Annotated in this window: 25 protein-coding genes, 1 tRNA gene and 1 pseudogene; 13 read left to right on the forward strand and 14 right to left on the reverse strand. The window is 40.0% G+C overall.

Going from position 1 to position 21,871, the window contains the following annotated elements; translation table 11 throughout:
- Positions 1-50: 50 nt before the first annotated feature.
- The 3 genes from FCR06_RS14955 (at position 51) to FCR06_RS14965 (ending at position 1,665) form a co-directional block, all read left to right on the forward strand.
- Positions 51-668, forward strand: coding sequence for a hypothetical protein (locus FCR06_RS14955; RefSeq protein ID WP_138500963.1), 618 nt, complete (start codon positions 51-53; stop codon positions 666-668).
- Between the two features lie 7 nt (positions 669-675).
- Entirely contained in the window at positions 676-1,161 is a 486-nt protein-coding gene (locus FCR06_RS14960; protein ID WP_138500965.1) for a hypothetical protein, read from the forward strand.
- A 237-nt stretch (positions 1,162-1,398) separates the two neighbouring features.
- A complete protein-coding gene (locus FCR06_RS14965) occupies positions 1,399-1,665 on the forward strand; it encodes a hypothetical protein (protein WP_138500967.1) in 267 nt (88 codons plus the stop codon).
- On the opposite strand, the gene FCR06_RS14970 is transcribed toward FCR06_RS14965, so the two are convergent.
- The 8 genes from FCR06_RS14970 to FCR06_RS15005 form a co-directional block, all read right to left on the reverse strand.
- On the reverse strand, positions 1,658-2,218 hold the full coding sequence (locus FCR06_RS14970; RefSeq protein WP_223280149.1) for a hypothetical protein: 561 nt from the start codon (positions 2,216-2,218) through the stop codon (positions 1,658-1,660). The genes FCR06_RS14965 and FCR06_RS14970 overlap by 8 nt on opposite strands.
- A 7-nt stretch (positions 2,219-2,225) precedes the next feature.
- Positions 2,226-2,756, reverse strand: coding sequence for a hypothetical protein (locus tag FCR06_RS14975; protein WP_138500971.1), 531 nt, complete (start codon positions 2,754-2,756; stop codon positions 2,226-2,228).
- Between the two features lie 232 nt (positions 2,757-2,988).
- Entirely contained in the window at positions 2,989-4,437 is a 1,449-nt protein-coding gene (locus FCR06_RS14980; RefSeq protein ID WP_138500973.1) for a hypothetical protein, read from the reverse strand.
- Positions 4,438-4,526: 89 nt separating this feature from the next.
- Positions 4,527-4,862, reverse strand: coding sequence for a hypothetical protein (locus FCR06_RS14985; RefSeq protein WP_138500975.1), 336 nt, complete (start codon positions 4,860-4,862; stop codon positions 4,527-4,529).
- A 10-nt stretch (positions 4,863-4,872) separates the two neighbouring features.
- Complete coding sequence (locus FCR06_RS14990) at positions 4,873-5,082, reverse strand: hypothetical protein (RefSeq protein WP_138500977.1); 210 nt, start codon at positions 5,080-5,082, stop codon at positions 4,873-4,875.
- Between the two features lie 7 nt (positions 5,083-5,089).
- Positions 5,090-5,617 (reverse strand): DNA N-6-adenine-methyltransferase, encoded by a 528-nt coding sequence (locus FCR06_RS14995; RefSeq protein WP_189523432.1) that lies wholly within the window; start codon positions 5,615-5,617, stop codon positions 5,090-5,092.
- 355 nt (positions 5,618-5,972) lie between these two features.
- Positions 5,973-6,929 (reverse strand): hypothetical protein, encoded by a 957-nt coding sequence (locus FCR06_RS15000; protein ID WP_138500981.1) that lies wholly within the window; start codon positions 6,927-6,929, stop codon positions 5,973-5,975.
- Between the two features lie 359 nt (positions 6,930-7,288).
- On the reverse strand, positions 7,289-8,212 hold the full coding sequence (locus FCR06_RS15005; protein ID WP_138500983.1) for a hypothetical protein: 924 nt from the start codon (positions 8,210-8,212) through the stop codon (positions 7,289-7,291).
- A gap of 223 nt (positions 8,213-8,435) precedes the next feature.
- On the opposite strand from FCR06_RS15005, the gene FCR06_RS15010 reads away from it, so the two are divergent.
- Positions 8,436-8,771 (forward strand): hypothetical protein, encoded by a 336-nt coding sequence (locus tag FCR06_RS15010; RefSeq protein ID WP_138500985.1) that lies wholly within the window; start codon positions 8,436-8,438, stop codon positions 8,769-8,771.
- A 92-nt stretch (positions 8,772-8,863) separates the two neighbouring features.
- On the opposite strand, the gene FCR06_RS15015 is transcribed toward FCR06_RS15010, so the two are convergent.
- The gene (locus FCR06_RS15015) at positions 8,864-9,088 is read right to left on the reverse strand and encodes a ribbon-helix-helix protein, CopG family (RefSeq protein WP_138500987.1); all 225 of its coding nucleotides are present in this window, start codon (positions 9,086-9,088) and stop codon (positions 8,864-8,866) included.
- Between the two features lie 121 nt (positions 9,089-9,209).
- Here FCR06_RS15015 and FCR06_RS34790 point away from each other — a divergent pair.
- The 5 genes and pseudogenes from FCR06_RS34790 to FCR06_RS15035 all read left to right on the forward strand — a co-directional run.
- Positions 9,210-9,527, forward strand: a pseudogene (locus tag FCR06_RS34790) (Bro-N domain-containing protein); the annotation flags it as partial.
- A gap of 634 nt (positions 9,528-10,161) precedes the next feature.
- The gene (locus FCR06_RS15025; protein WP_138500991.1) at positions 10,162-11,478 is read left to right on the forward strand and encodes a hypothetical protein; all 1,317 of its coding nucleotides are present in this window, start codon (positions 10,162-10,164) and stop codon (positions 11,476-11,478) included.
- Positions 11,479-11,584: 106 nt separating this feature from the next.
- Positions 11,585-11,884, forward strand: coding sequence for a hypothetical protein (locus tag FCR06_RS15030; protein WP_138500992.1), 300 nt, complete (start codon positions 11,585-11,587; stop codon positions 11,882-11,884).
- 177 nt (positions 11,885-12,061) lie between these two features.
- On the forward strand, positions 12,062-12,205 hold the full coding sequence (locus tag FCR06_RS32650; protein WP_189523433.1) for a hypothetical protein: 144 nt from the start codon (positions 12,062-12,064) through the stop codon (positions 12,203-12,205).
- The gene (locus FCR06_RS15035; protein WP_138500994.1) at positions 12,180-12,428 is read left to right on the forward strand and encodes a hypothetical protein; all 249 of its coding nucleotides are present in this window, start codon (positions 12,180-12,182) and stop codon (positions 12,426-12,428) included. The genes FCR06_RS32650 and FCR06_RS15035 overlap by 26 nt, the downstream gene beginning before the upstream one ends.
- Positions 12,429-12,830: 402 nt before the next feature.
- On the opposite strand, the gene FCR06_RS15040 is transcribed toward FCR06_RS15035, so the two are convergent.
- The 4 genes from FCR06_RS15040 to FCR06_RS15055 form a co-directional block, all read right to left on the reverse strand.
- Positions 12,831-12,903, reverse strand: a tRNA-Phe gene (locus tag FCR06_RS15040).
- A 74-nt stretch (positions 12,904-12,977) separates the two neighbouring features.
- Complete coding sequence (locus FCR06_RS15045) at positions 12,978-13,847, reverse strand: metal ABC transporter permease (RefSeq protein WP_189523434.1); 870 nt, start codon at positions 13,845-13,847, stop codon at positions 12,978-12,980.
- Between the two features lie 206 nt (positions 13,848-14,053).
- Positions 14,054-14,854: a metal ABC transporter ATP-binding protein gene (locus FCR06_RS15050; protein WP_138500996.1), complete on the reverse strand. Its 801-nt coding sequence runs from the start codon at positions 14,852-14,854 to the stop codon at positions 14,054-14,056.
- Between the two features lie 78 nt (positions 14,855-14,932).
- Positions 14,933-15,949 carry a metal ABC transporter substrate-binding protein gene (locus FCR06_RS15055; protein ID WP_138501061.1) on the reverse strand — a complete coding sequence of 339 codons (1,017 nt, stop codon included), beginning with the start codon at positions 15,947-15,949 and terminating at the stop codon, positions 14,933-14,935.
- A gap of 351 nt (positions 15,950-16,300) precedes the next feature.
- Between FCR06_RS15055 and FCR06_RS15060 the strand changes: the two genes are divergently transcribed.
- On the forward strand, positions 16,301-17,923 hold the full coding sequence (locus FCR06_RS15060; RefSeq protein WP_138500998.1) for an iron uptake porin: 1,623 nt from the start codon (positions 16,301-16,303) through the stop codon (positions 17,921-17,923).
- Between the two features lie 465 nt (positions 17,924-18,388).
- Here the strand turns inward: FCR06_RS15060 and FCR06_RS15065 are convergent, their stop codons facing one another.
- A complete protein-coding gene (locus FCR06_RS15065; RefSeq protein ID WP_138501000.1) occupies positions 18,389-18,550 on the reverse strand; it encodes a nicotinate phosphoribosyltransferase in 162 nt (53 codons plus the stop codon).
- A 499-nt stretch (positions 18,551-19,049) separates the two neighbouring features.
- Between FCR06_RS15065 and FCR06_RS15070 the strand changes: the two genes are divergently transcribed.
- The 3 genes from FCR06_RS15070 (at position 19,050) to FCR06_RS15080 (ending at position 21,854) form a co-directional block, all read left to right on the forward strand.
- A complete protein-coding gene (locus FCR06_RS15070) occupies positions 19,050-20,465 on the forward strand; it encodes a nicotinate phosphoribosyltransferase (protein WP_138501002.1) in 1,416 nt (471 codons plus the stop codon).
- 82 nt (positions 20,466-20,547) lie between these two features.
- Positions 20,548-21,147 carry a nicotinate-nucleotide adenylyltransferase gene (locus tag FCR06_RS15075; protein WP_138501004.1) on the forward strand — a complete coding sequence of 200 codons (600 nt, stop codon included), beginning with the start codon at positions 20,548-20,550 and terminating at the stop codon, positions 21,145-21,147.
- Positions 21,108-21,854 (forward strand): NUDIX hydrolase, encoded by a 747-nt coding sequence (locus FCR06_RS15080; RefSeq protein WP_138501006.1) that lies wholly within the window; start codon positions 21,108-21,110, stop codon positions 21,852-21,854. The genes FCR06_RS15075 and FCR06_RS15080 overlap by 40 nt, the downstream gene beginning before the upstream one ends.
- The last annotated feature ends 17 nt before the right edge of the window (positions 21,855-21,871 follow it).

Here is a 21,871-nt window from a genome sequence, read left to right on the forward strand (position 1 = left end):
CTTGGTAGGGTGAAATTCCCTACTATTGCACACTTTAAAATGGGGGACACATGGCAGATAAGCCATTGCAACACGTATTTTTTCCACTGTACATGGACAAACCCGGCACTGGAACGGGTGAAGTCAAGAATAAAGCGTATGGTGTGTTTGCTACTAGGCTGAGTACTGTACGCTTTTTAGATATTCCTGATAGTGCTATTTTCACTGGCAATATCGAGCGCACAGCCAAGGGTGGTACGAGAGTATTCACGCTTGCCGATGGCACAGTGTTGAGTCAAAGTAAGGCGAACAGTGACGGTAAAAATGCTGACTACACATTCACTATCAGAAAGAGTGTAGGACAAAAACGGGTAGTCATCAGGACTGGTAAGCGTATTTATCCAAGCGATCCTAAGAAGACTCAAACGCATACAATAAGCTTTGCGTTCCCCAAGTGGGCAACAATTCCAGTAATCTCCGATGCTTTGGGTGAATTAATTCCATCTGGTAAAATTTCTGCCGATGGTACGCCAAGCGCAAGCGAAATCTTTCCCTACTTCACTCTACCCGGCGGCGGCACATATGGAATTGTTAAGAAAGCAACAGCTGATGCCGATAATATCGCATCAGTGAGTCAGTCAGTGCTAGAGCAAAAAATTCAAGCCGATGGTGGGAAAGTTAAAAAGTAGGTGAGATATGTACGATATCGCTAGTGAGTGGAAGCAAATTATTAATGTTAGTCGCAAAGCAATACTGGACAATAATGGCAAAGCACTCCCAATGCAGCCTATTGAACCCGATGTAGTGCTAACACATAATACAATTGCTTTCATACTCACCAGCGAATCTGCTAATCCTAATTGGTATAAAGCAGGGTACTTATATCAAGCGTTTTTTGTTCCGTTTGGCACTGCGGGGGCGGCTCAAGGTGAACAGATAAAAGTAGTGTTGAATCGATACACGATTCATAGGTTTACCACTTTCCCATCTGTTAACGAAAACAAGTATTTACTCTCTTACTCACCAGAGCGTTACTACAAAGACGTAAGACTGCAAGTGTGGGAATATATTGGCACTAACCAAGGTGCAACACTCGATAGCCTTGAAACCCTTGTAAAGACGGATTTACAGCGTTCAGCAAGTATTCAAGCTTTACTTAATAAATTATCCAAAAAAAGGTAGGTGTATACCCTTCCTAGAAAGTAGCACTCAAAGTAGCACTTAAAATAGCACTCAAACTAACACTTAAAGTGTTACTCAATAAAATATATCTATTAACATTAAAAGTGTTACTCTAGGTAGCATTCAAGATGTTACTACAGAGTAACACTTTCCAACACCCCCTACAGATAACGTAAAAAGTTGTTTGTGGGGGGAACTTTTTCCAAGGGCTTAACCAAGCATAGGAACAACTTTTGTATGGATAAAATGACTGAAATGGCTTTATCACTAGGAATCCCAGCCTTTATATCGTTGCTCGTGCTTTACCTGCAAGAGCGATCGAGTATGGCAAGGTTGAGAGAAGAATCAAAATCTCAACGCAATCGTGCTTTTATCCTGATCGAAAAGGATATGGATACACTAAAAAGCACCACAGAAAAAATGTCTGTAGTGCTTGATAGAATTGACAATCGTATAGATGAGTTCGGGGAAAGAATATCAAGGCTAGAAGCAAAGTCTAGTTAGTCTTTTTTCGCCCTGACGTTCTTTCTGTTTTCGTTTCAGCTATTTCTGAGGATACATCACTTGGTTGTGGTGTGTCCTCTTCCTTTTTGGGGATTACTGCCTGTTGAATTAATATTGCTTTCCATTGCTCAGCCGTTTGACCTGGGAACTCGATTGCTAGCTGTTGCGCTCGTTGCTCAATTTTTATCAAATATTCGCGTTGACCGACATTTTGACAGTACTCAAAAAATGCCTTAAAAAACAACTGCAACACGTCCTCATCAAGTGTGCCACTGTCCATCCAGCCCATTGATACAACAAGTTTTTGATAGTAGTGTTCGTACACGTACTCTTGATCGTAAATAACGGTAATTACTGTTTGTTTGTCATGATCGTAAAAGTTCCGTTCCCATCCATTAGGTGACAGCATTTCAATGCGTGGCTTAAAGTTTGCTTTACCTGGATCGTACTTGCCAGTGCTACTTGTAAAAGCTTTCCAATGATGTTTGCCAAGGTTAGCGTAGTTAGAAGTGTGGATGATTTCAGGTTTTTTGGGTGACATAGTTGTTGTCATATATGTGCTAAAGAATTGATTCAAGAATACTTTTAAATAGTGGCATAGATAAAATAGGATGACAATAGAATCTCTTCCTATTTTTGTCATAACATCCAAATGCACTGTCATAATCACTTACCAGTATTATGCTTTTACTGAAATTTGGCGCTGAAATGACTACATTCGACATTTTTTTGACAAAATTTTTATCTTGAAATCCTTTGTACTCCACAAATATTTTGTTGATTGAATTGTGTGAAGTGCCATTAATACTATTCACTATTTCTGCAAGCAATACACACGCACTCGTGTTACCTTGACGCGCTGTGATCGAGAAGTCGATCTCCCACTCTGATTTACCAATAGCAAGCGTTGGATGAATCTCAATTTGAAAGTGACTAGCACTAAAATGCTCCTCCATGAGGATATAAGCTTTAAATTCTGACGTGCTATCAAAACATATTTGGTGTTTGTCGATGCGTTCATAAGTAGTAAGCCCTGTTTGTCTGTCATGATATACGCGCTTAATATTTGAGTATTTTTGTTGGTAGTTCATACCTTTACCGTTCTAATATCCTGAATGCGATTAAGTCGAGTAGCGCCACAATATATTTCTTTATTAAAAAGCGTATAAAGTTTTGATACCTTACTCAACCTAACTTTGTACCAATTGCCATAAACTTTTACTTCAACTCTGTACATACATCCCTACTAAAGTGTTACCTGTACATAGCATTTTTAGTGTTACTCTAGATAGCACTAAAAGTGTTACCTAGAGATAGCATTTTTTAAGCAGATAGGGTATTATCCCTAACAAAACCCATTCCTGTTCCTACGCGAGCATAGACATACCCCAAGTTATTCATCAGCATGATCACCTCATCAAATTGCTGTTTGGACACCTGAAAACCTGTTTTGTCAGTCACGTGATCTATCAAGTCTTTTTGGGCAATGACGTTACCAACAATGCCACCTTTTTTACTTGCAAAAGGATTGCTTATTTGCTCTTGTGCGAGCCGTGGCAAATCTTCCTTGACGTACTTGGATAAAACTATCGACAAGGCGCTACCGACAGCGCTACTACCACCTTTTTTGAGATACTCAAAGTGTCTTGCAAAGTGCGCTATACCCTCATTGATATTTGCAAATACGCCGCAATATACGCCTACTGCTATAGGTACTTGGCAAATTATCCAGACCTTACCATCAATGGGTACTTCGTTAGGCTTCAATCGCGCCAACTGTCCCAACAACTTACCATAGTCTTTTCTGTGGTGTGCAACAAACTCTTCACCCCATATACGCTGGAATATGCGTTGTTGTCCTTCCCAATCATATATAGTACGTGTGTCAAATGGTTTAGACTGCTGAAAGCGTAGCACTATGCAACGGCGTGCTATTTCACCAAACTCACCAGCGCTCTGATCCTCCAGTCCCCATACGCTAGTAAAAGCTTTGTAGCAATAAGTTTTAAACAAGCTTTTTGCGCTACCACTGTCATTCCCGTTGGTAGATATTCTGCTATAAGCGCTCTCTTCACAGTTAGCAAGAAAGCTATCGTAGTGGCTTCCCCATCTATCCAACGCAGTGCGAGGGTTAAGATTATCAAACAGAGCAAAACCCGGCTCGCCGTTGCCAAAATAGTTATCAAGCGTATCACGTATAGCAGCACCAGTATTGTTGGGACGAAATTCTATGTACAGTGTTTTTGGATAGTGTTGTCCGATCGCCTTGGCAAGTTCAGTTTTGCCGCTACCGTTCATACCCAAAAAATAGGGAATTGGTATGCATTGTTTTTGAGATAACACAGCCTTGCAGTTGAGTAGCATAAGACACACTGCAATAGGATGTTGATGCTCTTGATTGGGCATTGGATGAAAAGTAGGTAAGTACTTCTCTAACAGCCAAGTGCCATATTTCTTTGCTACATCGTTGCAATTTTCATCAAAACTATATTCTTTGAGTCCATCGGGGAATTCTAGCGCATCATCAAATTCATATCTAGGGAAAAGCTTCCGGCGTTCATCTGGTACATGCACTCCCTTATCGTGTGGCAGTTCTTTGCTTGCAGGAACTACGTTAATGCTACGTGCGTAAGTTTCAATCTCAAGCTTATCATCATCACTCAGCTTGGTATTAGTTTCCACTTGTGCCAATAATTCTGCTATTTTTTGTTGCTGTCCACTGCCAAGGAAAATGCTTTTATCCAGTTCGGATTTATACTGTTTGGTGTTCATGCAAGAAATATGTGTGAACGATTTTGGTTACGGAGGGATGCTATTCCCTCCTTTTCTACTGATTCAATTACTGATATCCGGTTGTGTAATTACTGAAATTCAGCAATGATATCTTTCGTAATTTCGGTAGCATCATCGATGTCATTATTCTCTATCCGAATAAAATAATTTTTGCACTCACACTCAGTGCTATCTTGGTGACAATTATTTGCATAAGAACACCACAAGCGATTCTCATTCACTAAATAATTAGTGAAGTGTACAAGTGCAAGAAAAGCAGTTTTGAAGCCGTCCTCACCATGCTCTACATACGAACTCTCAAGGTTATCCCACTGCCAGTGGTATTTTAAGGTTTGAGGACTTTGTAGTATCTCAAAACCCGGTATCATTTCTGCGGTAAGTTTGACAATTGGACGATTTAACATACTTATCTCCTTATTCGTACTCTCTGTTAATGTCGCCGGGTTTTGCGTCAATTGCTTTGCGTATGGATTGTCGGGCTTGCCAGACATGATGTAATGCCTGTTGTATTTCGACTGCCTTTACGCTTGGTATATCGTCACGTAACGCAAGCAACAAGCTGTTATAGGTAGAAAGATTAAGGTCTGATGCTTGGGATAGTCTTTCTGACGGCGAATGTTGCATATGCTTCCTAGATTTTGACGTAACCTAGTTGACTGAATACACGCTTGAAACCAGATGTGTTGTCGATTATGCCAGGTACATACACAATGACATTGCCATGTGTTGGCGATCGCTGTGGATTACCATCCATATTGATGAACGCTATACGCTTATGTGGTATGCATAGCGGGAATTGTGCCATTGGCGGGTATCCTGCTTTCTGTGCTTGTTGCAATTGCTCTAATGAGTATGCGAGATATAGCGCGTGCGTTACATTGCCCTCATCAATTTCCTTTGTAAGGCGTTCCCAAAATTGCATGGGTAATGATGGTTTAATGTGACGACTACCGGGCGGATTACACCATACACTTATTGGAGTACCCCAAAAGTCAGTCCACTCTCTCACCAGTCCAGACGTATGTACTGTTAAATATCGTTTTGCTTTGATCGTTTCATTCGCTAGATCACTACTGCAAGGGTCAAGGTCTATTTCATGCAATACCTCGCGTACCATTTCTATGATGTGCAATGGTGTGTAGTGTTCTTGTGAGTTCATTGAATGTTGTACATTGTTCATTAATGTAAAGCCTCGTGATCATAATGGTATTCAACGCGACAATCAATAGATTTTGCGTACTCAAGTGTTACCAATTTTCTACAAACACATTTTCAATGTCTTCAATGTTCACTTGATAAGTCGTGGGATATAAACCACCTAATATCGTTACTTTGCCGAATTCTGAAATATCGCAAAGTCTAAATCTTGACTTGTTAATTACTACAATTGTTTTGTATTTTTTATTGCTCATGCATCCCTTTTGTGAAAGTGTTACTCTGAACTAACATAAAAAGTGTTACTTTGAGTGCTATCTAGAGTGTTAGTCTGAGATAGCACTTTGGCAACAGGGGTACTATTGACCCATCACTTTGAGCAATAACTCAGCTTTTGCAGCAAGTGGAGACTTGGGAGTTGTCACAACATTGATTGCATCAGCAAGGGTTTTGACCTCTGGATCGTGCAATGCAAGCTGAGTAATAAAATACTTCTCACGCGCCTCTAGCACAGCCTTGGGGTCAACAGTAACCGCCCCGTACCCGCCGCCGGATCGAGATTTCTTTTCTTCCTTTTTAGGCAGTGTCACTGTCACGGCATCGTAAGAAGGTAATTCGCCGGAAAACGGGAAACACTCTACTTTGACACCGTTCTTTTTGCCAAATAAGTCGTACAAAGGCACAGACGGTAAGTCTTCACTAGACAAACAGGGCATACTCATCAAGCCCGCCGCCGCGATAACTCCCGCCGCCGCGTAAGCAGGATCGTCAGTATCGGGTGTATTGCCCTCGTGAGCAAGTAAATAAAACCAGAATTCACTCAAGGCAGTTTCTAGCTGAGGACACATGTCGGTAGCCTCAGAATTAAGCCTTACTGTTATTTCACCACTGCCAGGTTTTGCGATAATTTTCGCCTCGTGCAAAACTTTGACCATTGTCTTAAGCACTGGTATATCGTTGCAGTGGATAGCTGCAAAACATCCGTCTTTCTGCCATTGAATAGCGATCGCTTCAGCCGCAGTTTTATCAAAACTACCTTTTGCCCCGTCTGTACCAGCTTTCCAAGCCTTAAACTCAAATGTTCCACCTTTGGGATTGCAACTACCAGCGCCAAGTACTGCCATTAACCAATAGTCATCACCATCAATTAATCCAGTAAATACGCTTGTCTGTAGGACAAAACTATCTCCGGTAAAATCATACTTACCATCACTGCCACCGCCCTTATTGAGTTTTAAACCCGCCCACACTTTCTCGTCAGATACAAATGAGTGTTGAGCGAAACCCGCATATGCTTCTAGTGCTACGTTAGCCATACTATTGATGTCCTTTTATGAGTAGTTGTTTCATTTGACAAGATGTCATACCATCACGGTTGTCATCAATTTGTTGTTTACCAAAGCCTAATGTGAATAGGTAAACAAGGAATTATGCATATCCAAACATGCATTATGTATGTCGTTCGAGTGTGATATACACCTATCCACATATCAGCAAGTTTGAATTCCAGTGATATAGAAAAGCCATTAAAATCAAAAGAAAAAAGAGTGTGCGTCATACTCATTGTTGTTTGTAGATTTAATACAGTTATCTATCCGTCCACTGCCACGATGACAGCACTTTTCACCCGTTGATACCATTGCAGTGAGTAGCATTAAGATTGCAATACCAACTCTCATTTATGCACTTTCCTTGTGTCTACAAGTTGCACATATGGCACTACAGTAGTGGTTTCTCTATGCCATTGAGGACTAGGCACAATACACTTCACTGATGCCATGAGGCAAAGATGCGAGTAATGTAAGTCAACAATTTGAAACGCTGCTACTTTTGCACTACCATACTCGCCTTGCAAGTAGACCATATCCCCTATTTTCATCTTGGGATAAATTGATTCTTGTGCTATCGAGATCCACGTAATTTCTGCTGATGCATTACCATTAAGCACCCATTTATTGGCAAGTTTTGTAAATGACGCGGCAATAGGATATCGCTTAGTGATGCCAAGGCTATTATCATCTACTTCTCTACATGCAGTAATACTTGCTGAAACAAGAATATCAGTTTGTTGATTGTTTGGGCGCACTTCTACCCACTTCCAGGTATCATTTATCCAAGCTTGAATACGAGTTACCTTGGTTTTTGCGTCAGGATACAGCCACTCTGTGCTACCTGACATTTTTGTTAGTGGATAGCACTCATCAGCCCCATTATTGTCAAAAATCTCTAGCTTGCATGTTTCCACTTTACGAGTAGCACCATCAACACTGACAACTGCTACTTCCTGATTTAAGCTAGTGGCAGTGTTTGTGTCGTTATCCCAGTACACTTTAATTGCTCGACATTCATCACCTATTTGAATTTCTATTTCGTCATCAGTTAATCTTTCAAGTACTTTTATTTCAGTAAATAACGCTACTTCACCTGTGACCTCGATCTCTAGCTCTTCACTTTCCTCAATTGAAATAGCACTCGTCAAGCGCTCGTATTCTGCTTTGATCTGATCGTATGTACCAGAAAGTTTACAGTTCAACTGTACACCTGCTAAGCGTTGACCTTTTAGGAAACCTACCATTTCAGCGTATTGTAGTACTGCCATATGTGTGAACGATTTTGGTATGGATGCAATGTAACCACTTACCCATCAGAATGCATCGTCATCTCTACACGTTGGTAGCAGTTGCGTGTATCTGGTTGGTTGGGTATTGTGTTCCAAAACTATCCCACTACTATCCCATTCGTCAAGATCTCTATAAAAGATTTTTTTTGCAAAATAGGGAAAACTAATCTAGTCAAAGAATTAAGCTATTTTACAGACAAGCATGACTATTACTCCTGATCTGACATTTCAACAAATTCACGCTAAGTGTTCAAATGCTGAAATTGCTGAATATATTGCCTGTATGAAAGTATTGCCAATTAACGTTAGTATGTGCCAATTTTTAGCCACTTTCTTGCAAGCTTGTGCCATTGCACAAATAGCTGCTAACGCCGAGAGCAATGCTGCAAATGGGGAAAGACTGAATACTTATCCACTACCTACAATGGATACCGTGAAAATTAACACAGAAGCTAATTTTCAATTTTTTGCATCTACCTACAAGTTAAATGTCATCACGGAAGTAGGAAAAGGCTACATAGTGCCAGTTTATGTTTGATATGTAAAAAACCCACCATTCTATTGGCGGGTTTCATTTGAGCATATTTTTGGTGTTTTCGATTACCTGCCTGAGAGACTGATTTTCTGTTCTCAGGCTAGCAATTCCCCCATCAGGCTTCTCTCTACAGCTTCAAGCCGTTGTTTTATATCTGCTAACTCATTGGTTTGTGCATCTCTACCTAAGTATTGATTTACAAGCTCTAAGATGACGTTTGTTACAGTTTTGCCCTCAGATTCCGCTTTTCGCAAGAAAGCTTCTTTTATCTCGGCATCGACTCTTACATTAATACGATGTTCTATCGTTTCTTTTTTCATGTGTCCCTCATTAAGGTGTCCCACAATTATATTCTATTATCCCAAACAGTTGTCAACTGGGATATTTATGTGTTAGCAATGGGATAATAAAAGAAATTTGGGATAACCCAAAGTAAAAAGCATGACAAATCTATCCGTTTTCAACTTTGAGTCACACGACATCCGCTTTGTAGGCACTGCTGATAATCCTTGGTGGGTAGCATCTGATATCTGCAAAGTATTAGCGATCGCTAACGTGAGTGACGCAGTAGCCAAGTTAGACAACGATGAAAAGCTGGTATCGTTAATACCGACATCAGGTCAAAACAGAGAAGTACTTTGTATTAATGAGTCTGGCTTGTATTCACTCGTTCTCACCAGTCGCAAACCGCAAGCTAAGCGCTTTAAGAAATGGCTTACATCCGAGGTCATTCCAGCTATCCGCAAAACTGGTAGTTATTCGTCGATCGCCGAGTCACAACAATCCCAACTTCCAGCCGTCACACAATCTCGACTTAATGAACTGTTCGCTACAGAAGCCTCCATCAGGCAACAAATAAAGGACATAGAAAACACCCTGAGAGCCAAGCAATCAGAGTTGCAGGAAGTCTCCACAGCACTAGTGAACGAGGCTAAGGCTTTTTATAGCGCTAACCCTGAAGTATTCAAGCAAGCTATCCTTGCCAAGGAAATATTAGAGAAGGCAAAACAGGATAACCCCTTTCTCTCTGTAAGTGCTATTCGTAAGTAGCACTTTTAGTAACACTCAAAGTAGCACTCAGAGTGTTAGTTTGAAGTAGCATTTTCCAGCAGGGTATACCTTTCCCCGCAAAAACAGCAAGATTTTTTACCACAGCAAATATACTCACAAACTCTGAAACCCTTGCTCAGAGCGTATTTTACTGTAAGTAAATATTGACATATAGCACTAGGATATTTTTTTTGTGCTACCAGATGACAAAGTAGATAGCATAAGCTAGTGTTAGTACATCAAATAAAAAATAGCACTGTAAAAGCAGAAAGGATACAAAACTATGACATACAACAAGGGAAGACTGATGTTTGTTTTAGATAGATGCAAGTATGGTAATGACATGTCATCGTACAAGGAATGGGCAACAGAATTTGATATCAAGCCTAAGATTATTCGCCAATATGGCAAATTAACACAAAAAGAAACATATCGATTAGCACTAAAAGAACAGTTACAGCTATTACTTGAACAGATAGATGATAGCAGTGTTAACAATGAGCATCCAATCAATCAGCATAAAACAGAATTTCAACCTACGACAATACAGTGTGTATCCATATATGGTGGTGACTTTTATCGTATTGATGGGAATGATGCCTTGCTAGTAAGTAAAGTGTTACAGCAAGATTTAAGAGATGGATACGCCCTTGTAGCACCACATTCATCCATCCAGATGAATTCTCTTGCTAACGCTGGAATAAAACTAGTGGTAGTACATGAGTTCGAGCGTGATGGACATATAGGAAACATACCAGCAGTCGATATTTCCAATGGTCAATTTGAAAACGATTGTTTCCCTAATGAAGACATACCCGCTTATGGGTGGTCTACAGTTGAGCCAACACCAAAGCTTAAGTTAGTGCAATGCGATAGCAGTCTTATGGATGCCTGGGAAGCTGAACAATACGAAGTAAGCGAACAGCCTTGCATTCAGAATAAACATCAACTGACAACGGATACCAATGCAATGGATTGGTACATGCCAGAGTGTGAATTTAGTCAATCTTCATTGGTAGACACTAGCGCTCAAGACGCTATCGATTATCACCGTGATAGGAAGCAATTCTCATCTGATGAAGAATTCTGGACTTGGTTTAAAAATTCGCTAGCAAACAAAATAAAACCTAATTACATCATTAGTAACTTTTGTCTTGCGCTACAACTGCGAGTAGTGTTTGAAGTGGTCAAATCTGCAAGCCTGAAGATAGCCATATTCAGAACTGAAGATTTAAGCCAGAAACGGATATTCGACTTGCATCAACAATATAGACTTGCTCAGGACTGCGTTTGTGACAACATCCTATTGATTCCTGATATATGGCTTGACTACACAATCAGTGAATACGATAGCGATGTTGATGAGTTTATGGACTTTTATCTTTGCTTGACTAGCTCTATTTTGCAGCTTATTCAGTTTGACCCTATCTATATATTGTGTGACGAGCAAGTGGAATATTCTCGAATGATGGATGGTCTGTATGCTGAACAGTTTGTATCGATAGCACTCAGCAAGCTTGAGCCGCAAGAGTTTTACTGGGATAGCGACAAATGCACTCTGGTGTCGGATGAAGTCTTTGAAGACTACTCAGATATCACTTTTCCAGATGACGACGAAATTGAAAGACATGAGTTATTGGCAGATTTTCTAAGGGGATGACCATCTTTGCAGAGTGTTACCTATAGATAGCACTTTTAATGCTACTTCAGGTAACACTAAAAATGTTACTAAAATATAGCACTTTGACAGAGGGTATACATCTACTATGAAAAACGAAATAATTAACTTACTTGTCAGTTCTCTTAAGAAACGAAAAACATTATTCTTAGAGGCTGAGATACTCCAACATACGGAACACTACGAACTACCTAATTATATAGTCAAATTCTGGGATGACGTAGATCCTCAAACAGCGTCAAACGAACAGCTTTTGAGGCTTGAAGTTTATTTGCGTCAAGTACATCAGATGGATATTCAAGGTGCTTATAAACTCATTCACACCACACGAAGGATTGCTAATGAATACAACTTACGCATAGATGAGGTTTACCGTAATGGCAAATGATAAACAGTGTCCCAAGTGTAATCAGTTCAACGCTTATCGCAATGGATACAACACACTGAAGTCAGGGAAGAAAGTTGATAAATGGTATTGCAAGGACTGTTAAAAAAGTTTTCAAGCCATTAGTAGAACAAACTTGTACACGTTGAAACTTAGTAGCATGACTTTCAAAGAAATAAAATGAGTAAAACAAGAGTTAACAACGATGGTAGTTTTACGACCGATGACGGTGGACGCGATCGCCAAGCTACACCTGAAGAAATAGATAAAATGTTACAACAATGGGAAGAACAGCAAGGTGGCAAGAAAAGCAAGAAAAGATGATTTACAACCTGGTAAATTTGTTCATTATTGGGGAAGAAATTGGCAAGTACACAGCATTGACGATCACGAAGTTACTTTAGTTACTTACGGACATTTGCCAAATACTTTGTATCAACCTTTTCACACTGGAATGCTACAAAGCACTTCAACAAAAGTAAATATTGATAGTCCTTTTTTACTGATATTTGGTGAAGATGATAAAAAACATCCTTGGGAAAAATGACAATATCATTACGTTGTTATAATTAATACAAGTCTCATCACCTTATACGTACCTACTACTATTTATGTGGTAGGTATTTTCATGTGTGAAGTATATAAGTTTTACAAATGTATTCTATATGTAATTCTTATATCCTTTTTCACATGAATATATATATCTATATAAATATAGTAAGTAAGTATTATTGCTCATAATAAATGAAGCTTGTGATGTTACCTGCGATCGCTAAAACTTTGCTCATTACTATTTCAATTGACACACTGACACAAAAATCTCATCACCATTATCAGAATTTAAGGATAAAACTCTACAAGTATACTTATACCGTTGACTGAATACTTTGTGTGTCAGTTTTTGTGTCAATTGAGTCACTGTGTCAGTTGTGTTTATTGCTGTAAAGTATGCCAGGAACCAGACTTGAACTGGTGACACGAGGATTTTCAGTCCTCTGCTCTACCGACTGAGCTATCCCGGCGCAGGCTTTTTGAGCCACGATTACTTAAGATAGCAAAGGTAAAAGGATTTTGCAAGAGCCTACACAAATATTGTTTATGCAACTTTCAAGGCAAACTTTAACCAGATGAAAACAGCTAGAAAGAGTAGAAACTGGACAAGCACAATACTCGGGCCAGAAGCAAGGTTGAAAAGACCTGACACAACGATACCAATAATGCTGCTAATGGAACCGACTATTACTGAAATAATTAGAAAGCGGCTAAAGTGGTGACTCATTAGTTTGGCGGTAGAGGCGGGAATGACCAAAAAAGCATTTACCAGTAAAACGCCAACCGCTTTAATTGCTACAGCAACGGCGAGTGAAAGCAAGACTACAAAACAGTAGCGGTATAATTGGACGGGAACACCTTGAACCTGCGCTACATCTGGGTTAAGTGTCAATAAAATTTGCTGTTGCAGAGTTGATAGCAAAAATATGCAGGCTGCTAAAAGTACCAGTAGCGTCAAAATCAAATCTGTGGCATCAATAGCCAGAATATCCCCGAATAGCACTGCCATTAAGTTGCCACGATATCCTTTAATTAAGCTAGTGAGAATTACCCCGATCGCTAATGCCCCAGATAGCACTATGCTAAGTACGCTATCGCTAGCTAAGTCGGTTTTGTCGATGAAGTAAAGGACTATAACACCAAAAACTAAGGTAAAAGGTAGCAGCATCCAAGTAGGATTTATCTGTAACAGCACACCCAACGCCACACCTACCAATGCTGCATGACCAACCGCGTGGCTGAAAAAAGACAACTGGCGCAAAGTGACAAAACTACCCAGCATCCCACCAAGTATTCCCATCAACAAAGCACCTGCGATCGCCCGCTGCATAAACGGGTATTGTAATAAGCTTACTAAGTTATTACTATTGGCGATCGCTAGCCAATCTATGTGGCAATCATTGAACAAATCCATACTTATGGGCAATGTCTTTAATAAGTTCTTACAAGCAAGGTCGTAATGTATTTTATATTATKTTTGAAATTTTAAACTCCTAACTTTTGGGACTGATAAATAAAAAATACTCCACTGTTCAAAGWCAAGGGTCATTACTCAACAGTCAGCAACTTTCAACTGAATAATTTATTTTTTCAACTTCCCTTTAACTTGTAACTCCAAAATTAATTATGATCGTGCTGGTAACGACTGAACCCCGGGCCATAGGTTGCTAACAAGTTTTGCGGAGAAAGGGCAATTTCCGGCTTTCCAGTACAAACAATGGTTTGATTTAAGCAAAGCACGCGATCGCAATGACGACTCACCATATCAATATCATGGGAAACTTGCAATACTGTCCAACCCTCTTCCCGCTTTAATTCATTTAGCAAAGCATAAAAATCTGCGGCACCTTGTACATCAACCCCAGCAAAAGCTTCATCTAGTACTAACAGTTTGCGTTGCCTCACCAAACAATAAGCCAACAACACACGTTTAAGCTGACCACCGCTAAGAGTACCAATAGCTTGATGCTGTAAATGATAAGCATCGGTTCGCCGTAAAGCTTCTGTTATTGCTGTCGATTTTTCTTGTTCTTGTGTTCGCAATCTCAAAAAAAATGAATCTCCCCTTTTGCCTTTTGCCTTTTGCCTTTTGCCTTCACTTGTCCATCCTAGTCCCACTAATTCTCTAACAGAAATTGGAAAGCTGCGGTCAAAGAAGAAGTTTTGTGGCATATAGCCCAACAACTGACGTAGATGCCCTAGCTTTGCAATTGGACGATCCAATATTTCAATCGTACCAGCACTTCGAGGTATCAAATCTAAGACTGCTTTGATCAGAGTACTTTTACCCGCGCCATTGGGGCCAACTATAGCTGTATCTGTTCCTGGCGACAATTCAAAGGAAACATTTTTTACAGCTAGATAACCGCCTTGATGAACAGTTAATCCTTCTACTTTCAAAATAGGAATATTATTAGTCATTGGTCATTGGTCATTGGTTATTTGACATTGGTCATTAGTCATTCATAAAGGACAAATGACAACTGACAACAGACAAACTTATTTACATGCCGTTTCTAGAGTTTGTAAGTTAGTTTTCATTGCTTGAAAATAATGCTGTGGATCTGTTTGACCTGTTTCTAGAGAATCTAAAGTACGCAAACTTAACTTCAAGTCTTTTGAAAGACTTGTGAGTAATTTATTATCTACTCCTGGTTCACTAAATAAGGCTTTAACTTTATACTTTTTCACAGCGTTGACGGCATTTTGTACGTCAGTTGGTGAAAGTTGGTCTTCGGGAATTTCTACTACAGCAACTTGTTTGAGGTTATAGCGTTTGGCTAAGTATGGAAATGCATCATGAAAGGTCACAAAGGTACAACTCGGAGTTTTTTGTAATGTTTGCTGAAATTCACTGTTTAAATTTTCTAATTCTTTTATATAAGCCGCAGCATTAGTCTGATAAGTAGCTTTATTTGCAGGGTCAGCAGCAATTAATCCATCCCGAATATTAGTTACTTGCTGTTTTGCCAAAACTGGATCTAACCAAACGTGAGGATTACCTTGGGCGTGTTCGTGGTCGTTATCTTCCTCGTTTTTCCCAGTTTTCTCAACAGGTGAAATTTGATTTAAGGGTTTAATACCTTTACTGGCGTCAATTTCTACTAATTTAGAATTTTGGGCATTCTTGACAGTATCTTCTAAAAATTCCTCCAACCCTAAACCATTTTTTACTAATACATTGGCAGTGGCGATCGCTTTGACATTTTCTGGTGTCGCTTGATATTCATGTACCTCCGTACCAGGTGGCACTAAAATTTCTACGTCTGCAACGTTTCCAGCTACTGCCTTAGTAAACAAATATATCGGCAAAAATGTCGTCACTACTTTAGTTTTTCCTTGCTGCACTGTTGGTGTAGATGCAGCCTCCTGTGCTTGGGGCGACTGTTGAGCAGCTGTTCCTTGATTTTGATTTGATTGGCTACAACCGCCAGCCATTGACAACATTAACACAGCAACTAATGACACAATGCCGCTTTGCTGTCTGCGGATTCTAGATATTCTGCGATTCCCCATCACGGTGTTTTCTCCTCAAAATCTATACATACTGTGCCTTCGCACAATTTTTGTTGACAATGATACTTATTCTACTATAATAATTCTCATTCTCAATCAAACTACACATATTATTTAAGTATTTACTGTGTAAATAATCACGATATAAGTTATTCAGTAGGACTGCCTCTAGGAATGAGGTTTTGCCAAAATAATTAAAATTTATTGACATAATTTGTTAACAAGAGATTTCCAAAAAATAAAATGCCCAATCTTGCGTACTTCTGATAAGATTACTGACGAGTTTTTAATAATAATGTGCTTGAAAAAATGCGGTGTGAGTGCGAACTATAAAAAAGTGTGAGGAGAAAAATGCAAAAATTTTGTCAATATCTGCTAACTAGTCCAGTATTATGCAGTGTAATGTTATTTATGAATACTGCTGCATTTGCAGGTGAAACATCGAACACTTCCCAAATCAATCAACCGCAAATTATAACTAGTCCAAACACAAAAGTTCAGAATATAGCTGAAGATAAGACAACCGCGCAAGTTACCTCAGTGTCTCAGTTGTCAGATGTACAAACTACAGACTGGGCATTCCAAGCGTTGCAATCATTAGTAGAACGCTATGGCTGTATTGCAGGATACCCAAATAGCACTTATCGTGGTAATCGGGCACTGACGCGGTATGAGTTTGCTGCTGGTTTGAATGCTTGTCTTGATCGCGTTAACGAATTAATTGCGACAGCCACGGGCGATTTAGTTAACAAACAAGATTTAGCTACATTACAAAAGCTACAACAAGATTTTTCAGCCGAACTGGCGACACTACGGGGTCGTGTCGATGCAGTAGAAGCACGCACTGCTGAGGTGGAAGCAAATCGGTTTTCCACCACAACCAAACTGCAAGGGGAAGTTGTTACAGTCGTCAGCGATGTTTTGTCAGGAAATACAGTTAACGGTGCAGAAATTACAGAAAAGAATACAACTTTGGGGCTAAGGGCGCGGATAGAATTAGTTACCAGCTTTACAGGGCAAGATACGCTGTTCACTAGAATTCAGGCTGATAATATTTTCAGCCCTAATATTGGTACACCAGAGGGCAATTTATTTTTTGCTGGCGAGGATGGTACTACTAATACCAGCATCGATGCACTGTATTACAAATTTCCCTTGGGCAAAAACACAGAGGTAATTGCTCTTGCTAATGCAGGTGCAGCAGATGACCTGACCAATACGATTAATCTGTTTGATGGTGATGGTTCTTTAGGGGCTTTATCCACCTTTGGTACACGCAACCCAATTTATAATCAGATAAATGGTGCAGGGTTGGGAATAACATATAACTTCAGCCAACAATTAGGGCTAAGTCTAGGGTATTTGAGTGGTACAGCCAATAACCCTACATTTAATAATGGTTTGTTCAATGGTTCTTACGGTGCGTTGGCACAGTTGACGGTTCAACCAAGCGATCGCATTTCTATTGGTTTAACTTACATCAATTCTTATAACCAACCACTACTCACAGGTAGCAATGCAGCTACCTTCCAAGATATAGCAGCTATCCAGGGTTTACCGGAAGAAGAAGTCGGATTTTCTAGTAATTCTTACGGTGTCCAAGCATCCATTGGCATTACTAACAAGATAGTTTTAGGTGGTTGGGCTGGATACACAAATAGCCGAAGCTTGAGAGGAAACCGCGGAGATGTAGACATTTGGAACTATGCTGTTACCCTTGGCTTTCCTGACCTGGGTACAAAAGGCAGCTTAGCAGGTATTATTGCAGGTATGGAGCCTAAAGTAACAAATTCTACCCTGGCAGGACTAGCTGAAGATGCCGATACATCTTATCATCTGGAAGCATTCTACCAATATAAGCTCAGTGACAATATCACCATTACTCCAGGAGTCATTTGGCTAACAGCCCCAGATCACAACAATGACAATGATGATGTTGTTATTGGTGCCCTGAGAACTACGTTCAGTTTCTAATTTTCAAAATCCCAAAACCAAGACGCAAAATATTCTTTTGCGTCTTTTGTTTTATATTATGATATTAAAATAAGCACAGAACATTCAGGTTAATCTGTTTAAGATTACTGAGTAAACTGTGCCCAACAGGCGAGTAATTAAAAAATACTGCACAAACTTTGAATAATCACCTTCCTGCAAGAAAGGGGAGAGTCAAAGCCCTAATTGTAAATGTTCTTCAGGACTGATAAACAAAAAATATCCCACTGTTCACAGTCATCAGTCAACAACTTAAAATTGGACAATTTATATCATGTTCGGGTGAATACTTATCATTGCTAATTAAGTCAAGGGGTCGCACAGACCAAGTGATTGCTTAGTTCCACTTCGTTACACTCACTTCAAAGATATCACAAGTGATTAGCCGAACATGATATTATTTTTTGGAGTTCCCTTACACGCTTGATATTATCGCTGTATCACCATCTACCAAATATCAGCTGTACCTTTCTTATAAGGCTCACCAGTAAAAGGTTGTACGCCAATAATAGGATAGGCATCATCAGTAGGGCCAAAAATCCGCATTGCCGCTTCTGAAATATACTGGGTCACATTAGCAAGCATTTGGGAAATATTGAAAATAGTCATATTATTTGACTCCTAATTTTCGAGCCGCTTTAATCGTGATACCTCTACTCTAATTCTGATTTTCTTAGCTAGCTGCAACTCTCAATATATTGAAAATATATGCAATATTTATTCAGATAAGTTTGCAATACTTTAGTTTTTCAAAAAGTCAAAAATTTTTCTTAATTCTAATTGTAACACAACTATTTCCTAAAAACTTAGCACTCAGGAGGAGGCAGTGCGCTGGAGGGGTTTGCTGACTTGTTCGCTCTTGGCTTCCTGCTATCAAAGCAACTACCATTCAGAAGCCAGAATTTATCAAAACGTAATATTGGCATCAAGCCAGAGATGCTGCACTTTTACTATTAAAAAATATTAAATAATTAATGAAGTTAATATAAATCTGCCTGTAGATTCATACTTGTACACTAATCTCAGAAATACATTCACTGGGAGTTGACATTATTTATGGTGAATATTACCATAAATAAAAGAAGCGTTCTTATAAGGAAGCTCTAGTATGACAACTTTCTCAGATTTAGATTATGTAAATAAGCAGCAAACCCAGCAGAATCAAGAACTAAACCTATGTGCAGATGACTACAGTTTGCTAACTGACCTTTACCAATTGACGATGGCGGCTTGTTACATAGGTGAAGGTATAGAACAACGACAGGCAAGCTTTGAGTTGTCTGTTAGACGCTTGCCTCCTAATTTTGGTTATTTAATTGCAATGGGTTTGGCGCAGGCGTTAGCATATTTAGAAAAATTTCGCTTTAATTCATCGCAAATTGCGGCGTTACAAGCGACAGGAATTTTTGCTGGGGCAAGCGATCGCTTTTGGTCGTTGTTAGCCGAAGGCAAGTTTACAGGGGATGTTTGGGCAGTCCCAGAAGGAACGGCTGTGTTTGCCAATCAACCACTGTTACGCGTTGAAGCACCGCTTTGGCAAGCACAACTAGTGGAAACTTATCTTTTAAATACTATTAATTACCAAACCTTGATTGCTACAAAAGCAGCACGCTTGCGGGATGTAGCTGGAGAGTCAGCAACACTTTTAGAATTTGGTACAAGACGGGCATTTAGTCCTCAAGCATCTTTATGGGCGGCGCGGGCGGCGTTGGCTGGGGGATTGGATTCCACTTCCAATGTGTTAGCAGCGCTACAACTGGGACAAAAGCCAAGTGGTACGATGGCACACGCCTTAGTGATGGCGCTGTCAGCAGTAGAAGGTACTGAAGAACAAGCCTTTAGTGCATTTCATCGATATTTTCCGGGTGCGCCATTGTTGATTGATACCTACGATACCATTGCTGCTGCTCAACGCTTAGCTGCAAAAGTAAATTCCGGGGAAATGCAATTAACAGGAGTGAGATTGGACTCAGGAGACTTAATTACCTTATCAAAACAGGTGCGATCGCTACTTCCTGGTGTGCCAATTTTTGCTAGTGGCGACTTGGATGAGTGGGAAATTGCCAAACTCAAAGCTGCTGGGGCTGAAATTGATGGTTACGGACTGGGGACGCGATTAGTTACAGGTTCTCCCGTAAATGGAGTTTACAAACTTGTAGACATTGACGGCATCCCAGTAATGAAGCAGTCAAGTGGCAAGATAACTTATCCAGGACGCAAGCAGATTTTTCGCTCGTTGACAGGAGGTAAGGTAAAAGCAGACAAATTGGGACTTTTAGAAGAAAGTTCCTTGGAAGAACAAGCATTGTTACAGTTAGTAGTCCAGCAGGGTAAACGGTTGCAACCGCCGGAGACTGTAGAAACAATTCGTCAGCGTACTGCTGCCTCAATTGCCAGTTTGCCACAACAGACACGGCGCTTAGATCGTCCTATAGCTGTAGAAGTGCAAATTTCGTCAGCGCTACAACAGTTAATTGACAAAACAAGAAAACGAACCGCACAGGCGCACCAAACACATACATAAAAGTCTTAATTACGAATTACGTTAGCGCAGCGATAGCGAAGCGTTAGCGAGGAACGAGCGTCATTACGAATTACGAATTACTATGAGAATTGCTTTATTTGGAACTAGTGCCGATCCGCCAACTACTGGACATCAGGAAATTCTGGGTTGGTTGTCTGAACGTTACGACCGAGTAGCTGTTTGGGCAGCTGATAATCCATTTAAGTCCCATCAAACACTTTTAGAGCATCGGGCGGCAATGCTGCAATTATTGATTGCGGATATAGACACACCACGGCACAATATTGCTTTGGAGCAAGAATTGAGTAGCTTGAGAACGCTGGAAACAGTGGAGAAAGCCAAATTACATTGGGGTGAGAACGTTGAATTAACTTTAGTAATTGGTTCAGATTTAGTTACTCAGCTACCAAATTGGTATCGCATTGAAGATTTGTTACAGGAAGTGCAACTATTGATTGTACCGCGACCCGGATATGCAATAGATGAGTCTAGTTTAGAGGTAGTGCAAAAGTTAGGAGGCAAGATGGCGATCGCTAGTCTAACTGGTCTAGATATTTCCTCAACAGCCTACCGCGAACATGGAGATTCCCAAGCCCTGACTCCCCCTGTAGTTGCTTATATTAATCGAGAGCATTTATACAAATGCCAGGACGCCAGCAAAAAAAGATTTCAACTCCGCTAAACCAACAACCTTTGGCCGATTTCAAGGTTGGTGTTGATAATGTAATTTTTTCTGTAGATACTGCACAAAATCGGCTGTTAGTTCTGTTAGTAATGCGACAGCAAGAACCATTTTTAAATCATTGGAGTCTTCCCGGTACTTTGGTGCGTCGAGGAGAGTCTTTGGAAGATGCCGCATATCGCATTATGGCAGAGAAAATTAAGGTCAACAACCTCTATTTGGAACAACTTTATACCTTTGGAGGGCCGAATCGCGACCCCCGGGAAGCAACCGATAGCTATGGTGTACGTTATCTATCAGTTAGTTATTTTGCCCTTGTGCGATTTGAAGAAGCCGAATTGATTGCCGATCGCGTTACAGGTATAGCCTGGTATCCAGTTAAACAAGTTCCACAATTAGCTTTCGATCATAATGAAATTTTGACCTATGGACATAGGCGTTTGCGAAATAAATTGGAGTATAGTCCGGTGGCTTTTGAAGTGTTGCCAGAAATGTTCACTTTAAATGATTTATATCAGTTATATGCCACAGTTTTAGGTGACAATTTTTCTGACTATTCTAATTTTCGGGCGCGTTTACTCAAGTTAGGTTTTTTATCTGATACCGGAATTAAAGTCTCGCGGGGTGCTGGTCGTCCGGCTAGTTTATATAAGTTTGATGCCGAAGCTTTTGCCCCCTTAAAAGATAAACCTTTGGTGTTTATTTAATCAGGGAGATGAGGGGG

Origin of the sequence: Nostoc sp. PA-18-2419 (genome assembly GCF_005869855.1) — a bacterium.
Classification (GTDB): Bacteria; Cyanobacteriota; Cyanobacteriia; order Cyanobacteriales; family Nostocaceae; genus Nostoc.

Bases quoted from the DNA above. Each gene is read 5' to 3' on its own strand.
- FCR06_RS15015 (WP_138500987.1), bottom strand. From the start codon at position 9,088: ATGAAAAAAGAAACGATAGAACATCGTATTAATGTAAGAGTCGATGCC.
- FCR06_RS14995 (WP_189523432.1), bottom strand. From the start codon at position 5,617: ATGAACTCACAAGAACACTACACACCATTGCACATCATAGAAATGGTA.
- FCR06_RS15010 (WP_138500985.1), top strand. From the start codon at position 8,436: ATGACTATTACTCCTGATCTGACATTTCAACAAATTCACGCTAAGTGT.
- FCR06_RS15080 (WP_138501006.1), top strand. From the start codon at position 21,108: ATGCCAGGACGCCAGCAAAAAAAGATTTCAACTCCGCTAAACCAACAA.
- FCR06_RS14955 (WP_138500963.1), top strand. From the start codon at position 51: ATGGCAGATAAGCCATTGCAACACGTATTTTTTCCACTGTACATGGAC.
- FCR06_RS15075 (WP_138501004.1), top strand. From the start codon at position 20,548: ATGAGAATTGCTTTATTTGGAACTAGTGCCGATCCGCCAACTACTGGA.
- FCR06_RS14985 (WP_138500975.1), bottom strand. From the start codon at position 4,862: ATGTTAAATCGTCCAATTGTCAAACTTACCGCAGAAATGATACCGGGT.
- FCR06_RS32650 (WP_189523433.1), top strand. From the start codon at position 12,062: ATGAGTAAAACAAGAGTTAACAACGATGGTAGTTTTACGACCGATGAC.
- FCR06_RS15065 (WP_138501000.1), bottom strand. From the start codon at position 18,550: ATGACTATTTTCAATATTTCCCAAATGCTTGCTAATGTGACCCAGTAT.
- FCR06_RS15070 (WP_138501002.1), top strand. From the start codon at position 19,050: ATGACAACTTTCTCAGATTTAGATTATGTAAATAAGCAGCAAACCCAG.
- FCR06_RS14965 (WP_138500967.1), top strand. From the start codon at position 1,399: ATGGATAAAATGACTGAAATGGCTTTATCACTAGGAATCCCAGCCTTT.
- FCR06_RS15045 (WP_189523434.1), bottom strand. From the start codon at position 13,847: ATGGATTTGTTCAATGATTGCCACATAGATTGGCTAGCGATCGCCAAT.
- FCR06_RS14975 (WP_138500971.1), bottom strand. From the start codon at position 2,756: ATGAACTACCAACAAAAATACTCAAATATTAAGCGCGTATATCATGAC.
- FCR06_RS15030 (WP_138500992.1), top strand. From the start codon at position 11,585: ATGAAAAACGAAATAATTAACTTACTTGTCAGTTCTCTTAAGAAACGA.
- FCR06_RS15055 (WP_138501061.1), bottom strand. From the start codon at position 15,949: ATGGGGAATCGCAGAATATCTAGAATCCGCAGACAGCAAAGCGGCATT.
- FCR06_RS14990 (WP_138500977.1), bottom strand. From the start codon at position 5,082: ATGCAACATTCGCCGTCAGAAAGACTATCCCAAGCATCAGACCTTAAT.
- FCR06_RS14960 (WP_138500965.1), top strand. From the start codon at position 676: ATGTACGATATCGCTAGTGAGTGGAAGCAAATTATTAATGTTAGTCGC.
- FCR06_RS14970 (WP_223280149.1), bottom strand. From the start codon at position 2,218: ATGACAACAACTATGTCACCCAAAAAACCTGAAATCATCCACACTTCT.
- FCR06_RS14980 (WP_138500973.1), bottom strand. From the start codon at position 4,437: ATGAACACCAAACAGTATAAATCCGAACTGGATAAAAGCATTTTCCTT.
- FCR06_RS15000 (WP_138500981.1), bottom strand. From the start codon at position 6,929: ATGGCTAACGTAGCACTAGAAGCATATGCGGGTTTCGCTCAACACTCA.
- FCR06_RS15060 (WP_138500998.1), top strand. From the start codon at position 16,301: ATGCAAAAATTTTGTCAATATCTGCTAACTAGTCCAGTATTATGCAGT.
- FCR06_RS15050 (WP_138500996.1), bottom strand. From the start codon at position 14,854: ATGACTAATAATATTCCTATTTTGAAAGTAGAAGGATTAACTGTTCAT.
- FCR06_RS15005 (WP_138500983.1), bottom strand. From the start codon at position 8,212: ATGGCAGTACTACAATACGCTGAAATGGTAGGTTTCCTAAAAGGTCAA.
- FCR06_RS15025 (WP_138500991.1), top strand. From the start codon at position 10,162: ATGTCATCGTACAAGGAATGGGCAACAGAATTTGATATCAAGCCTAAG.